The organism is Corynebacterium sp. HMSC08D02 (genome assembly GCF_001807505.1).
Classification (GTDB): Bacteria; Actinomycetota; Actinomycetes; order Mycobacteriales; family Mycobacteriaceae; genus Corynebacterium; species Corynebacterium pseudogenitalium.
On record NZ_KV789254.1, the window covers coordinates 1 to 14660 of the forward strand.

Here is a 14660-nt window from a genome sequence, read left to right on the forward strand (position 1 = left end):
ATAAAGTTACACACACACCAACAACAACACAAATTGGCTGGTAGAAGTAGTTTATTGAGAAGGCGCTAACGGATCAGATTGCGTTCCCCTAACGCCTTCTCAAGGAGTTAGAAAAGGACAAAGATCAGAAGCGTGATTAGGAATGCCGCCACGGATTCTATGGTCTGCTGCAGCGTCCAAGTTTTCAGTGTGGTCTTGACGTCCATCCCAAAAAGACGGCCCACAAGCCAGAAGCCGGAGTCGTTCACTAGAGAGCAGCAAACCGAACCGGCCGCACACGCCAATGTAATTGCGACGATCTGAATTTCCGAGTAGCCGCCAGCCAGTACTGCTGGAGCCATCAATCCGGCCGTGGTTGTCAGCGCTACAGTTGCAGATCCCTGCGCAACGCGCATGATCACCGCTACCAAGTACACAGCGAGGATGACTGGAATTCCTAGTCCTTGCATGAGATCCGCGATGGCATCGCCGATACCAGACGCACGAAGAACTCCGCCGTACATGCCACCGGCACCAGTAATGAACACAACGGATGCAATTGGCCCTAACGCCGAATCGACGAGTTTTTCCAGCGCCGAACCCTTCACCCCACGTGAGGTCCCGAGCACTGGAAGCGCGACGAGAACCGAAATCAACAGCGCAATACCGGACTTTCCAAGGAATGTGAACGCCTGCGCCCAGGTTTCGTCACCTGTAATTGCGCCAGATTTCGTCGCAAAGTCGACACCCGTGTTCAGGAATATCAACAGCATCGGGAGCAGCAGAATCGTAATGACAGTGCCTGTTTTCGGCAATGACTTAATATCGCTGTCGTCCGAGTTGAAAACGGCGTTTGCTACTGACGTAAACGGGAACTTCTTTGCGCAATACTTACCCCACAAAAGGCCCGAAACATAAAACGTTGGAACTGCAACAATCAAGCCAAAAACGATCAGCAGACCAAGGTTTGTGTCGAAGAATGTCGAAGCAGCGACTGGTCCTGGATGCGGAGGCACGAAGACGTGCATGACAGAGAATGCAGCAACCGTCGGAATTGCGTAGAGCAAGATTGGTCCACCGATACGAGCGGCAACTGCGAAAATGATCGGCAGCATGACAACGAGGCCGGCGTCGAAAAACATTGGGAAGCCAAGCAAGAGCGAGGCCACACCAAGCGCCATCGGCGCTCGCCGCTCGCCGAACCTATCGATCATCGTGTTGGCGAGGACTCTAGCGCCACCGGAGTACTCAATAAGTTTGCCAAGCATCGCGCCCAAACCGACAAGAATACCGACGTCGCCAAGTGTGGATCGGAAGCCGCCCATCACAACGTCATACAGTTCTCCTGTTGGAATGCCTGCCGCGATAGCGGTCAAGACAGACACAAGAATCAGCGTGACGAACGCATGGACCTTGAACTGAATAATGAGCAAAAGAATGAGGGCAATGCCGACCGCAGCGATCCCCATTAAGGGGCCGACCGACAACGTCTGTTCCCAAGTTTCCATGAGCTATCCTGTCTCTTCTCAAGCGAGGCTTCAAGGCCGTATCGACGCACCGATCTACGGGGCGTCAATACGGAAAACTGGCTATAGCGTTAGAATACACATACTTCAGTGGGCGATCGTGCACTGCATCAATGTCAGGGCGACGCTTTCTTTAGCTACCCCCACTCGTGAAGCATCAAGGAGGGAAGAACATGCATGAAGCAGAGAAGCTACCCCCGGCGCACCTCATCCTTATGGGCGTGTGCGGAAGCGGAAAGACCACCATCGCCGAGATTCTTGCGCAGAGATCCGGCTTTGAACTTATCGAGGCTGATGAGTTTCATCCGGCGGAAAACGTCGAAAAGATGAGTCAGGGCCAACCTCTCACCGACGAGGACCGCTGGCCGTGGCTTGAAAAACTCTCGAACTGGCTTCAAAAGCAAGACAGTGCTGGAAAGCGAACCGTCGTTACATGTTCAGCGCTGAAACGCATTTATCGCGACAAGCTCCGACTAGCCGACGTACCCCTTATATTTGTGCACCTAGACGGGCCGCGTGAGCTACTGCTGAAACGACTGAGCCACCGTACGGATCACTTCATGCCTGCTTCAATGTTGGATTCCCAGCTAGATACGCTTGAATCGCTCCAACTGGACGAGCTGGGTTTCGCTGTGGATATCGATGACACTCCCGAGGGCATCGCAGCAACCATCATGGAAAGACTTAACGCGGTGGCATAGGCTTCTGCTCTACCACCGCGTTGCTTTCAGATGCTGTCACCTGCGCCTAGCTGCGCTTCACGCCTGCGAATGTTTTCTTACCACGACGCAGCACGAGCCAGGTTCCATGCAGAAAATCATCCACGGATGGAACCCAGTTCTCATCTACTACACGCTCGTTGTTGGCGTAAATGCCGCCTTCCTTCAGCGATCTACGGGCAGCGCCCTTCGAGTCGGCCAAGCCGGAGCCGACCAGCATGTCCACGATGCTGACTTCAGCTCCAGCCGCGACCTCGAACACATTCGTCTCGGCAACAGCGCTGGCCAAGGTACGCTCATCGAGATCAGTCAGATCTGCTTTACCGAATAGCGCCTGGGACGCTAACTCAACGGCCTCACGAGCTTCGCGGCCATGGACGAGATCTGTCATCTCTTGCGCCAACCGCTTCTGTGCCTCTCGCTTAAATGGTCGCTCTTCGACCTCGACGGCAAGAGCATCCAGCTCTTCCTTATCGAGAAACGTGAACCACCGCAGGTATCGGATCACATCGGCGTCCGCCGCATTAACAAAGTACTGGTACCAGGTGTACGGGCTGGTCATTTCTGGGTCAAGCCACAACGAACCACCGCCGGTGGACTTGCCAAACTTCTTGCCCTCGGAGTCCGTCACAAGCGGAACGGTTAACGCATGCACGCGCTCCGAATCCATGCGTCGGTTCAGATCAACACCAGCAACCAGGTTGCCCCACTGGTCGCCACCACCAACCTGCAGCACACAATTGTGCGTACGACGCAACTGTACAAAGTCATGTGCCTGCAACAGCATGTACGAGAACTCGGTAAAAGATATCCCGTCGTTTTCCAGGCGACGCTTCACGGTATCACGACTCAGCATTGTGGAGAGCGAAAAATGCTTGCCGACGTCCCGAAGGAACTCGATGACCTTCCAGTCCTTAATCCAATCATTATTATTCAGCAGCAGCGCACCGTTCTCACCGTCAAAATCGACGAACTTTGACAGCTGACCTCCAATTCGCTCGGCCCAATCTGCCACAGTGTCATCGGAATTCATCGTGCGCTCGCCCACGTCACGCGGGTCGCCTATCTTGCCGGTAGCACCACCTGCTAGCACAATTGGCCGGTGTCCAGCGAGTTGGAACCTGCGCAGCATCAGCAGCGGCACCAGGTGACCTGCATGTAGTGAAGGGCCAGTCGGGTCGAAGCCACAGTACAACGTGATAGGCTTCTGCGTTTCTTCACGCAACGCCTCCAGATCCGTGTGCTGATTGATCAGGCCACGCCACTCGAGTTCGTCGATAATGTTTGCGTTAGTCATGAAATTCCTTTCAGAGAGTCGTCTTCCCAGCGTCGTTACTTGTGGGTGTTTGTATAGGGAACTGCTTCGTCGATTAGCAGGACTGGGATACCATCGTCGATCCGATACGCGACACCAATGCGTTCATTCACCAGCAACTGTTCGTCTTCCTTATACTCAAGCGGCCCTTTGTCTTGCGGGCACACCAGTACGTCGAGAAGTTTGGGATCAAGACTCATGCAGTTGAGCTTACCTCACCCTTGTTAGTCACTTATCGACGCCACCACTACAAAAAGTGGAAACGCCCACCGAAAGGTGGGCGTCGCAAATGCGGTACCGATTTTAACCCCGCACAGGCTTCTCTGCCCACGCTCGATACTTCCTATTTGCCTCCGCTACGCGTACACGCTGTTCTTCTACCCGTGGGCCGGCGGTTCCACCGCGTGTATCGCGCGAGCTCACAGCACCCTCAATCGTGAGCACGTCACGGACACCTGCGTTAAGTCGAGGGTCTACGCTCGCGAGCTCCTCATCTGTCAAGTCAATAAGGTTGACGCCTCGGGACTCCGCGATGCGTACGCATGCTCCGGAAGCTTCGTGCGCCTCTCGGAATGGCACACCCTGGCGAACCATCCACTCTGCCAAATCGGTAGCAAGCGTGAATCCCGCAGGTGCAATCTCACGCATTCGATCACCATGGAACTTGAGAGTCGAGACCAACCCGGTAAACGCTGGCAGAAGAATGTTGAGCTGGTTTACGGAATCGATTACCGGCTCCTTGTCTTCTTGCAAATCGCGGTTATACGCGAGAGGCTGCGCCTTAAGAGTGGCCATCAATCCGGTAAGGTTGCCGATTAACCTACCTGACTTGCCTCGGGCAAGCTCCGCAACGTCTGGGTTCTTTTTTTGCGGCATGATCGAAGAACCAGTCGACCATGCGTCGTCCAACGTGACGTAACCGAACTCTGGCGTCGACCAGGCGATAATCTCTTCCGCAAAGCGGGACACATCCACTGCAATCTGGGCTAGAACGTAGGCCGCTTCGGCTGCGAAATCACGCGAAGCTGTGCCGTCCAGTGAGTTGTCGGTTGCTTCATAGAAGCCAAGTTCTTCCGCAATCGCCTCCGGGTCTAGGTGCAACGAAGAACCCGCCAAAGCGCCAGAGCCGTACGGCGACACAGCCAACCGCTTGTCCGCATCCTGAATCCGCTCCAAGTCACGCAACAGCGGGTGTGCGTGAGCGAGCAACGAGTGTGCGAGCAAAATAGGCTGCGCAGCCTGGAAGTGGGTCTTACCCGGCATGATGATATCGGGATGTGCAGCCGCCTGTGCAACGAGAGCATCGATGAGATCCGTAATGTGCAGAGCAACACCGCGCAGGGCATCACGAACCCACATCCGGAACATCGTTGCCACCTGGTCATTCCGCGAGCGCCCTGCACGCAGGCGCCCTCCTACCTCAGGACCTACTCGGTCGATCAGGCCGCGCTCCATTGCGCCGTGAACATCTTCGTCCGTCGGTTCGGGAACAAACGCACCACTTGCAACGTCTGCGCCGAGTTGCTCAAGCCCCTCGAGCATGGTCTTCAGGTCTTCGTCCGAAAGAAGTCCTGCACGGTGCAAGACTTTTGCGTGAGCTTTCGATGCCAATACATCATAAGGCGCAAGCACCCAATCGAAGTGCGTCGATACGCTCAGCGCGAACATCGCCTCAGAAGGGCCGCCAGAAAACCGACCGCCCCACAGCGCGCCTTCATTCGTCTTATGCTGCTGCATAACTTCCAAAGCTCCCTGCTATTTCGCTTCGCGATCGCGCTTGTTCGCGATCTGCGATGACAAACCATGCAAACGGACGAAGCCCTTAGCGTAGGTCTGGTCGAAAGTGTCGCCTGTGTCGTACGTCGCGAGGTTGAAGTCGTACAGGGAGTGGTTGGAGCGGCGGCCATTGACCACTGCCTTACCTGCATGCATTTCCATGCGGATGTCCCCAGTGACGTGCTCCTGTGTCGACTCGATGAACGCATCCAAGGAGCGCTTGAGCGGACCGAACCAAAGACCGTCGTACACTTCCTCCGACCAGCGCGCGTCGATAAGTCGCTTGTAGCGAGCCAGCTCGCGCTCAATCGTAACGTCCTCGAGCGCCTTGTGCGCCGTAATCAGAGCGACCGCGCCTGGCGCTTCGTAAATCTCACGGGACTTAATGCCAACCAAGCGGTCTTCGACCATATCCAGACGACCGATGCCCTGCGCACCAGCGCGACGGTTCATCTCTTCGATTGCTTCCAACATCGTTACCGGGCGGCCGTCGATTGCAACCGGCTTGCCTCCCTCGAACGAGATAATGACTTCGTCAGGCGCATTGCCCATCGAAGGGCTTTCCGTGTAAGCGTATAGATCCTTCGTCGGCGCGTTCCAGAGGTCCTCCAAAAAGCCTGTCTCTACCGCGCGCCCCCAAACGTTTTGGTCAATCGAGAATGGCGAAGCTGCCGACTGCTCAATTGGCAGGTCCTTTCCTTCTGCGTACGCAATCGCCTTATCGCGTGTCCACGCAAAATCGCGAGCAGGCGCAACAATTTCCAGATCTGGGTCCTGGTTCAGGAATCCAACCTCAAAACGAACCTGGTCATTGCCTTTACCGGTGCAACCGTGTGATACGTGAGTGCCACCGTGCTCCTGTGCGGCCTTCACAAGGTGCTTTACGATCAACGGGCGGGAAATTGCTGACACCAACGGGTACTCACCCATGTACATACCGTTCGCCTTGATGGTTGGCAGGCAGTAGTCCTCAGCAAATTCATCTTTCGCATCAATAACGATGGATTCCACAGCACCGCAATCTAATGCGCGCTGACGTACGGACTCCATATCTTCGCCGCCCTGGCCAAGGTCGAGTGCTACTGCAATGACTTCGCCATTAAGCATTTCGCCGAGGTAGGAAATCGCAACAGAGGTATCGAGCCCGCCTGAGTATGCGAGTACAACACGGTTAGTCATGGATCAAAGCTCCTTGTGTTTCTAGATCATATTCTGCACTGCGGTACATAGTATACCTAGCGCGGGGTTTGTGCTTGCTTCGGCGTCACTTACGCCTTTGTATTGCGTCCAAATACCTGCTGGGCTAGGTCACCGCCCTTAAGCGGATCTCGGGCGAGAACAAAAATCGTATCGTCACCAGCGATACAGCCTACTACCTGCTCCAAACCGACTCTGTCTATATAGCTAGCCAGATATTGTGCAGCTCCAGGTGGAGTTCGCAGTACAGCCATATTCGCAGAATGGTCAACAGAGACGACGAGTTCCTCGATCATTCGACGAAGTTTCTCACGTGGGCCTGTATGCAAGGCATCAAAAGCCTCGGCATCGGAGTTCACCGTGTAATATGCACGGCCTCCGTCGCTTGGCCGCACTTTCTTTGCTCCCAGCTCATCAAGATCACGGGACAGGGTTGCCTGCGTAATCTCGATACCCTCGTCTTGCAAAAGCTCGGAAAGCTGGATCTGAGAAGACACTCGCGTGCTCACAAGTATCTCCAGAATCCGAGCTTGTCGCGCAGTTCTTGAGACAGTTTGGGTCATTATTGGTGCTCCAACAACCAGGTCAACAACGCCTTTTGGGCGTGAAGACGATTTTCAGCTTCATCGAAGACTCGCGACTGCGGCCCATCGATTACTTCTGCGGTCACTTCGTTTTCACGATACGCCGGTAGGCAGTGAAGAAATATCGCATTATTACCGGCCATTTGCATAATTCCACTATTTACTTGGTATGGCAAGAACGGAGTGCGTCGATCCTTTCCATCTCCCTCCATGCCCATTGACACCCAAGTATCCGTGATAACCACGTCTGCTCCAGCTACCGCAGCAACATCGCTGGTAACCGTGACTGTCGCACCTGTCTGGCTTGCACGATCACGCGCACGGTCCACAAACCGCTGCTCCGGATGAAACTCCGGAGGCGCGATGATCGCGATGTCTACCCCCGCAGTTGCGAACCCAATCATGTAGGAGTTGGCCATATTGTTAGCGCCATCTCCCAAATACACAGCTTTCAGGCCGTGGAGTCCCGCCGGCCCCTGCTCAGGACAAAAGGTTTCGACGATTGTTTGCAGATCCGCAAGAATTTGGCACGGGTGCAGGTCATCGGAAAGCGCGTTAACAATCGGAACCTGTGATGTCTCCGCCATCTGGAGCAAATTGTCGTGGGCATACGTCCTCCAAACGATTGCTTCGACGTATCGCGAAAGCACCGCCGCCGTATCTTGGTAGGACTCACCCTTGCCCATTTGTGCATTCTGAGTTTCGACAACAATCGCGTGCCCACCCAGCTGTGCAATCCCTGTATCGAAGGAGAACCGCGTGCGCGTGGAGGTCTTGTCGAAAAGTACCGCAACAGACTTCGGCCCTTCGAGAGGTCGGTGCGCATAAGGGTTCTTTTTCATCTCTGCGGCAAGCGTGAGCACTTGCGCTTGTTCCTCTGGCGTCAAGTCATCGTCTGCGAAAAAGTGCCGAACTGAGTTCACCATGCTGTTTACTTCCTATTTCTGCGTTATGATTGCTGCAAAATATGCGGACGTCTCCCCTATTGTATTTTCAAAGCCTCCTGGACGTTCGCTTTTCGACGCCCACTTTCCCCTTACATAGGCTCCAAAAACGTCCGCACTGTTGCTGTACCGACGCCACGAGTTCCTAGATCCAGCGTAATAGTCACGTGTTCGTCGTAGTCAAGCACCCGGCTTGTCAAGAGCGGAGTGATTCCCTGGCAGAGCTGTGTTCCATTGACGTTGATCTCCAGTGCCTCAGCATCTAGGCACACTTTTGTCTTCCCCGCAATCGCGAGTGCGCGTGGCCAGTCCGGAGCACCACTGAGTAGCGACTCTCGAAAACGTCCGTCACATGCTACGGCTTGTGCTGCGATGCGTGCCTCTTCATCATTTGCAGCGCCAGCTACGGCAAGCGTCAATTTCTTGGTCGCGCTTCCCTGGTTGACCAAAAGCTGCTCCACCAATGCCTCGCAAACCGCAAGCACTGCCTCATCCAACTGAGTTTGGTTGGGGGTGACCTGGCTCGCACCAGATGCGAGCAACAACACCGTATCGTTCGTTAGCGGGGCTGTAGATCGATCAAGCGTATTAAACGTAGTTTCCATAGCCCGTCGCAATGCCTTTTCGAGTGAAAAGGCCGGTACAAGCGCATCTGTGGTGAGGCACCCCAGTACTGTGTCTAGTGTTTCCTGTGAATTTCCAGCCCCCTGGGAAATGCCCCCGACACTCCAAGCTCCACAGCTCACGCCTGCTTGATTGATCGTTCCTTGGGTTGACGCTATTGCGGCCGCAGCCGATTCAGCGTGCGCAGGGGTATCCCCCAGATCCGTGGCGAGTTTGGCTAACCCAGTTTTCACACGCTCCATTGGCAAAGGCACTGCGAACTGTCCCTTCGCGCAGACTGCGACCCGGTCTTCTGGGACTCCAATCTCTTGGGATACGCGCTTCTGAATCTCACGAGTGTCCGCATCCCCCGTTGAACCGTTGAACGCATTAGCGTTGCCTGATGTTAAAACAACTGCGTTCACAGCATGCGAGCGCATAACTTCGCGCGTAGCTCGAACAGGCGAGGCGCAGACCCGACTATCTGGAAACACCGCTGCTGCGTTCCAAGCAGGTCCCTGATTAACAATGAGCGCCAGATCACGCCCCTCGCCTTCGCGTATTCCCGCGTGAAGACCTGCAGCCACAAATCCCTTAGGGGTGAGAACGGTCTGTTGTGGCATGGTTTTATGGCTCCTTTACGGGTGTAGACGCTTGTGGCTACGGAGTCCCATCCTGCCAGACAAATGGCAAGCTCGTGCCGATTCAAGATACATGCATTCCTAAAACGACAGCAGGCAGGACGCCGCTCACTGCGATGTCCTGCCTGTCAGCAGCAAAAGTAACCTACGCCCTCATCGTGGCATTAAATTCCTGTTTCGCTGCCTCAGCCGCAGCTAAACGCCCTTCCGACGCTTCGTCTTCAGTGAGCGTTCGGTCATCCGCACGGAACAAGAGTCCAAATGCGAGCGACTTCTTGCCTTCGCCGAGGGACTCAGAACGATAGACGTCAAACAGCGTTACATTTTCCAATAACGGCCCGGCGTGTTCTGCTACGGTCTTTCGCACGCTTTCGGCCGGTGTCGAGTCGTCCACGACCAATGCAAGGTCCTGGTGAACTGCCGGGTACGCAGACAGCTTCGGAGCGGGCAGGTGAGCACTCTGTGGCAATGCCGAAAGGTCCATCTCCATTGCGCAAACTCGTGCAGGTAAGCCACATTCTTCCAGAATCTGCGGGTGTAGTTCACCTGCGTGACCAACAACTTGGCCGTCGACCAGCAACTCTGCGCAGCGTCCCGGATGCCATGGTAGGTAGTCTGCTGCCCGGACCTCGAGCTCTATCCCGGCTGTCCGCGCCACTATCTGCGCAGATTCAACAGCATCAGCCCACGAGTACATTCGCGAATCGCCCCAAGGCCCCTCTACTTCGGCATCTCCGACGCCAACAGTTGCAACATGCAGCGGCTGCTTCGGCAATGAGTTCACCACTGCTGCCAGGGTCTCTTCGTCCGGGCGGTGATCAACGCTTGGCATTGGTGTTTCAGCTTCCCCGCCGATAGCTACCTGTGCAACTGAGTAAATCGACACGTCATGCTGACCGCGGGCCGCATTTTTCGCTACTGCCTCGAGCATTGCGGGCAAGAGTGTCGTAGCGAGTACGGCGTAGTCGCTATCCAGAGGATTCTGAACAGACACGGTTGCGCGGCGGGCATCGTCCTTGCTCAGGCCCCAGGCGTCGAAAAGACCCGTGGCCATAAACGGTGTAGGAATAATCTCTGCGTAACCTGAGTACGCAAGAGCATGCGTCACTGCACGACGACGCTTTTGCGTTGCAGTCAGGCCACGTCCCCCCTTCGGCGTCGGAAGAATCGATGGAATAGCGTCAAGCCCTTCGAGCCGAACAATCTCTTCTACAAGCTCTACTGGGACCGTAAGGTCATTCCGCCAGGAAGGTGGCGTCACAATGAAATTGCCACCACTTTCTTCAACGCCGCACCCGACTTCATGTAGCCGCTGAGAAATGGTCTCTTCAGAGTACTTGACGCCGATCAATGCCGAAGGGAACGTTTTCGCCATAGAGATCTCAGTTCGCTGATGCACCTCACCCACCAACGTACGACCTGCTGCAACCTTGCCCCCGGCAAAGCTCGTCAGCAGCTCACAAGCTACATCCAACGCTACCTCCACCAGTGCCGGATCGACTCCACGCTCAAATCGACGGGAGGCTTCTGAGCTCAGTTTGTGGTGACGAGCAGTACGCGCAACCGTAAGTTCATCCCAAGTTGCTGCTTCGAAGTAAACATTCTTCGTGGTTTCCGAAATTTCTGGGGTCGTGCCACCCATGACGCCAGCCAGAGACTGAATTCCAGAGTCATCAGAAATGACTACATCGGAAGCGCGAAGGGTTCGCATTGTATGATCCAGTGTTTCGAATTCAGTGCCCTCTTCCGCATTATGGATGCGAAGCGCGCCAGAGATTGTATCTGCGTCAAAGGCGTGCATCGGCTGACCGAGCAGCAACATTACGAAGTTCGTAACATCGGTTGCGCCGTTCACTGGACGGATGCCGCTGAGCATGAGCTCGCGCTGCATCCAAAACGGCGACGCCGCTTCGGGGTCGATGCCTTCCACCTTTCGCAGCCCGAAGCGCTTCGTAGCGGTGTCCGGCTCTACGGTGACGTCGAGAAGGGAACCTGCTGGCGCAGGAACTGCAGAAATATCGATGCCGGCGATGTCAGGCTGCTGAGCTGGGTCGACAAAAGCGATGTCGAATGCCGACGCAAGCTCTCGCATTAGGCCACGCGCCGACAAAGCGTAACCACGATCCGGAGTGACGTTCACTTCGAAGATAGTGTCGTCGAGATCCAGAACTTCCCGCGCATCAGTGCCAGGGGCGCCGATTTCATCGCTAAGAGTAATGATGCCAGCACTCTTCGCGGTCAGACCGAGCTCCGCCGCTGACGCCATCATCCCGTTAGAGATATGCCCGTAAGTCTTTCTCGCAGAAATAGCGAAATTACCCGGAAGAACGCACCCCGGAAGCGCGACAACTACCGTGTCGCCAACAGTAAAGTTACGTGCACCGCAAATAATGCCCTGCGGCTCACCCGTGCCATTCGCCTGTCCCACGTCAACCTGGCAGTAACGAATCGGCTTCTTGAACTCGGTGAGCTCTTCAATTTCAAGGACCTTGCCGAGCACTAGAGGACCCTCGGTTTTTTCAATCGGGGCGTAGCCTTCAGTCTCAAAACCGACGCGAACGAAGCCTGCGTCCATCTCTTCGTCAGTGACAGACCAACCAGTATTGCCCGCCTGTTGCAGAAGGGTGGTGAGGAAATTTTTTGAAATCAGCATGTCATTAACTCCTTTAAGCCTGCACACCAAATGGGACGGTGAAACGGATATCGCCTTCGACCATGTCACGCATGTCTGACAAGCCGTTACGGAACTGGAGAGTACGTTCAAGGCCCATCCCGAACGCAAAGCCTGAGTACTCATCCGGATCAATGCCTACTGCGCGAAGCACGTTCGGGTTCACCATGCCGCAGCCACCCCACTCGATCCAGCCAGCACCACCCTTTTTATTTGGGAACCAAACGTCTACCTCAGCAGATGGCTCGGTGAAGGGGAAGTAATTGGTACGCATACGCGTCTTCGTCTCTGGCCCGAACAGCGTCTTCGCAAGGTGGTCGAGTGTGCCACGCAAATGAGCCATAGTCAGGCCTTTATCGACGGCAAGACCCTCAATCTGGTGGAAAACTGGGGTGTGCGTTGCGTCAAGTTCATCGGTGCGGAATACCCTGCCAGGGCAAGCAATGTACACAGGCACATCACGGTCAAGCATCGTTCGAACCTGGACAGGCGAAGTATGCGTGCGCATCACCTGGCGGGAACCAGGTTTACCAACGTAAAAGGTGTCCTGCAGCGTCCTCGCCGGGTGATCCGGAATGAAGTTCAGTGCATCAAAATTAAAGTATTCGGCTTCGATTTCTGGCCCTTCGGCGATCTCCCACCCCATGCCGATAAAGATATCTGCGATCTGCTCACTCAACGTTGTGATGGGGTGCATCGCGCCCAGCTGAGAACGACGTGTCGGTAGAGTTACGTCGACAGCCTCTGCTTTCAATTGAGCCTCGCGGTACTCGGCTTCACGCACCGCGTGAAGTTTGGCATACGCCTTCTCTACACGGCCTCGGGCCACATTCACTGCCCTACCAGCGTCTTTACGGTCTTGCTTTGGCAACGAACCGAGTGCACGCCGAGCCTGAGGGATGTAGGCTTGGTCGCCCAAGTGCTGCTTGTGAGCCTCTTCTAACGCCTGCAGGTCTGCAGCTGCTTCAAAATCCGAAATTGCAGCTTCTGCTGCCGCATTGAGTTTCTCTTCTGACAATTCGATTCCACTATTTTCCGACACACTCGGTCCTTCCGATTACGCTTTGTAGTAAAGGTTGTAAAGCCGTTAAAACGAAACTAAGCATACCTGTCGCTTCAGACACGACACATATAACTAAAGCTCTTGTTGCGCCATCTTTGCTTTGGCAGTTTCCCAAAGACACATTGCTGACGCTGTTGCAAGGTTCAGCGACTCTGCAGATCCCTGAATCGGGATTGATACCCGTACATCAGCACGATCTGCAATAGCTGTTGGCAATCCGTGTGCTTCGTTTCCGAACAGCCAAGCAATCGGGGCAGAAAGCAGATCACTTGTTTTCTCAAGGGATACCTCGCCGTCGATAGTCGTCGCCACTGTCTGAAGCCCTGCTGCTTTTAGCTGGCCAAGGACGTCCTGGGTATTGCGCTCGCGTGCCACAGGTAAGTGAAACAACGAACCTGCTGAGGCCCGCACAGCCTTGCCCGACTCAGGATCGACACAGTCGCCGGCAAATATGACAGCATCCGCCCCGCACACGTCAGCAATGCGAATCATCGTGCCTGCGTTACCCGGATCGTTAGTATCAATCCCGACCACAACAAAAGAAGGCTTACCGCGAAGAGCTGCCCCGACTGACCACAACACTGGCTTGCAAACAGCAAAAATACCAGTGGTGTTTACAGTGTCGCTCAAGTGCTTCGCTGCGATATCTGTAATGGCATGAACATATACATCCATATATTCTGCGGTAGTCACAACGTCAGCAAAGGCTTGTGACGCATGTTCTGTCACGAAGAGGTCAGTAGCCGCGCCCGTAGCTACGGCAGCCTCGACACTGTTCACCCCTTCCACCAGAAAGCGGTTTGCTTTCTTGCGTCCTTTTGCGCGGAGCAGCTTCGCTGCATTCACGACTCGCGGGGTTCGTTCGGTGAAGGGCTGTGAAAAGTCAAGGGCCACGAAATTTCCTACTCCTGAATGTAAAAACCCGCCGCCAAGCGTTCACGCTTGCCGACGGGCTCCGTCCTAGTTCAACGTTCTAGGCAACTTATGCTGCATCAACTGGCGCATTTACGTCAGCTGGCAAGGCCTTCTTAGCGATCTCGCAGATAGCGGAGAAGGCTGCAAAGTCGTTCACTGCGAGCTCCGCGAGGATCTTGCGGTCAACCTCGACCTCTGCGAGCTTCAAGCCGTGAATGAGACGGTTGTAAGTGATGTCGTTCATACGGGCCGCGGCGTTGATACGCTGGATCCACAGCTTACGGAACTCACCCTTGCGCTTACGACGATCGCGGTAGGCGTAGGTCTGGGAGTGCAGCCACTGTTCTTTTGCCTTACGGTACAGGCGGGAGCGCTGGCCACGGTAGCCCTTTGCGGACTTCAGAATCGCGCGACGCTTCTTCTTGGCATTAACTGAACGCTTGACACGTGCCATGAGTCAATACTTCCTTTTCTTTCGTTCACCGGTTGTTTTAACTTGGGCAGTGCTTAGGACATGCCGAGGAGGCGCTTCATGCGCTTCACGTCGTTCTTAGCTACGTCGGTGGTACCCGAGAGCTTGCGACGACGCTTCGAAGACAGCTTCTCGTTCAGGTGGCGCTTACCAGCCTGCTCACGACGCAGCTTGCCCTTGCCGTTAACCTTGATGCGCTTTGCGGTGCCCTTGTGGGTCTTCTGCTTCATGTTGAAAGCCCTTCAGAGTTGAAAA

General features: G+C 55.0%; 14 protein-coding genes. 1 reads left to right on the top strand and 13 read right to left on the bottom strand.

Going from position 1 to position 14660, the window contains the following annotated elements; genetic code table 11:
- Positions 1–107: 107 nt before the first annotated feature.
- Complete coding sequence (locus tag HMPREF3170_RS08405; protein WP_070479097.1) at positions 108–1487, bottom strand: GntP family permease; 1380 nt, start codon at positions 1485–1487, stop codon at positions 108–110.
- A 191-nt stretch (positions 1488–1678) separates the two neighbouring features.
- On the opposite strand from HMPREF3170_RS08405, the gene HMPREF3170_RS08410 reads away from it, so the two are divergent.
- Complete coding sequence (locus HMPREF3170_RS08410; RefSeq protein WP_070479098.1) at positions 1679–2206, top strand: gluconokinase; 528 nt, start codon at positions 1679–1681, stop codon at positions 2204–2206.
- 46 nt (positions 2207–2252) lie between these two features.
- Here the strand turns inward: HMPREF3170_RS08410 and tyrS are convergent, their stop codons facing one another.
- The 12 genes from tyrS to rpmI form a co-directional block, all read right to left on the bottom strand.
- The gene (tyrS, locus tag HMPREF3170_RS08415) at positions 2253–3521 is read right to left on the bottom strand and encodes a tyrosine--tRNA ligase (RefSeq protein WP_070479100.1); all 1269 of its coding nucleotides are present in this window, start codon (positions 3519–3521) and stop codon (positions 2253–2255) included.
- Between the two features lie 35 nt (positions 3522–3556).
- Positions 3557–3739, bottom strand: coding sequence for a Trm112 family protein (locus HMPREF3170_RS08420; protein WP_070362515.1), 183 nt, complete (start codon positions 3737–3739; stop codon positions 3557–3559).
- A gap of 103 nt (positions 3740–3842) precedes the next feature.
- Positions 3843–5276 carry an argininosuccinate lyase gene (argH, locus tag HMPREF3170_RS08425; protein ID WP_070479102.1) on the bottom strand — a complete coding sequence of 478 codons (1434 nt, stop codon included), beginning with the start codon at positions 5274–5276 and terminating at the stop codon, positions 3843–3845.
- 18 nt (positions 5277–5294) lie between these two features.
- On the bottom strand, positions 5295–6494 hold the full coding sequence (locus HMPREF3170_RS08430) for an argininosuccinate synthase (protein ID WP_070479104.1): 1200 nt from the start codon (positions 6492–6494) through the stop codon (positions 5295–5297).
- 89 nt (positions 6495–6583) lie between these two features.
- On the bottom strand, positions 6584–7075 hold the full coding sequence (locus tag HMPREF3170_RS08435) for an arginine repressor (protein ID WP_070362518.1): 492 nt from the start codon (positions 7073–7075) through the stop codon (positions 6584–6586).
- Positions 7075–8022, bottom strand: a complete 948-nt coding sequence (argF, locus tag HMPREF3170_RS08440) for an ornithine carbamoyltransferase (protein WP_070362519.1) — start codon at positions 8020–8022, stop codon at positions 7075–7077. The genes HMPREF3170_RS08435 and argF overlap by 1 nt, the downstream gene beginning before the upstream one ends.
- Before the next feature lie 110 nt (positions 8023–8132).
- The gene (locus HMPREF3170_RS08445; RefSeq protein WP_070479106.1) at positions 8133–9266 is read right to left on the bottom strand and encodes a bifunctional ornithine acetyltransferase/N-acetylglutamate synthase; all 1134 of its coding nucleotides are present in this window, start codon (positions 9264–9266) and stop codon (positions 8133–8135) included.
- Between the two features lie 163 nt (positions 9267–9429).
- The gene (gene pheT / locus HMPREF3170_RS08450; protein ID WP_070479108.1) at positions 9430–11937 is read right to left on the bottom strand and encodes a phenylalanine--tRNA ligase subunit beta; all 2508 of its coding nucleotides are present in this window, start codon (positions 11935–11937) and stop codon (positions 9430–9432) included.
- Between the two features lie 13 nt (positions 11938–11950).
- On the bottom strand, positions 11951–12979 hold the full coding sequence (pheS, locus tag HMPREF3170_RS08455; protein ID WP_369822297.1) for a phenylalanine--tRNA ligase subunit alpha: 1029 nt from the start codon (positions 12977–12979) through the stop codon (positions 11951–11953).
- Positions 12980–13090: 111 nt separating this feature from the next.
- Entirely contained in the window at positions 13091–13912 is an 822-nt protein-coding gene (locus HMPREF3170_RS08460; protein WP_070362523.1) for a TrmH family RNA methyltransferase, read from the bottom strand.
- A gap of 88 nt (positions 13913–14000) precedes the next feature.
- Positions 14001–14387 (bottom strand): 50S ribosomal protein L20, encoded by a 387-nt coding sequence (gene rplT / locus HMPREF3170_RS08465; RefSeq protein WP_070362524.1) that lies wholly within the window; start codon positions 14385–14387, stop codon positions 14001–14003.
- A gap of 53 nt (positions 14388–14440) precedes the next feature.
- Complete coding sequence (rpmI, locus tag HMPREF3170_RS08470; protein WP_070362525.1) at positions 14441–14635, bottom strand: 50S ribosomal protein L35; 195 nt, start codon at positions 14633–14635, stop codon at positions 14441–14443.
- Positions 14636–14660 lie beyond the last annotated feature (25 nt).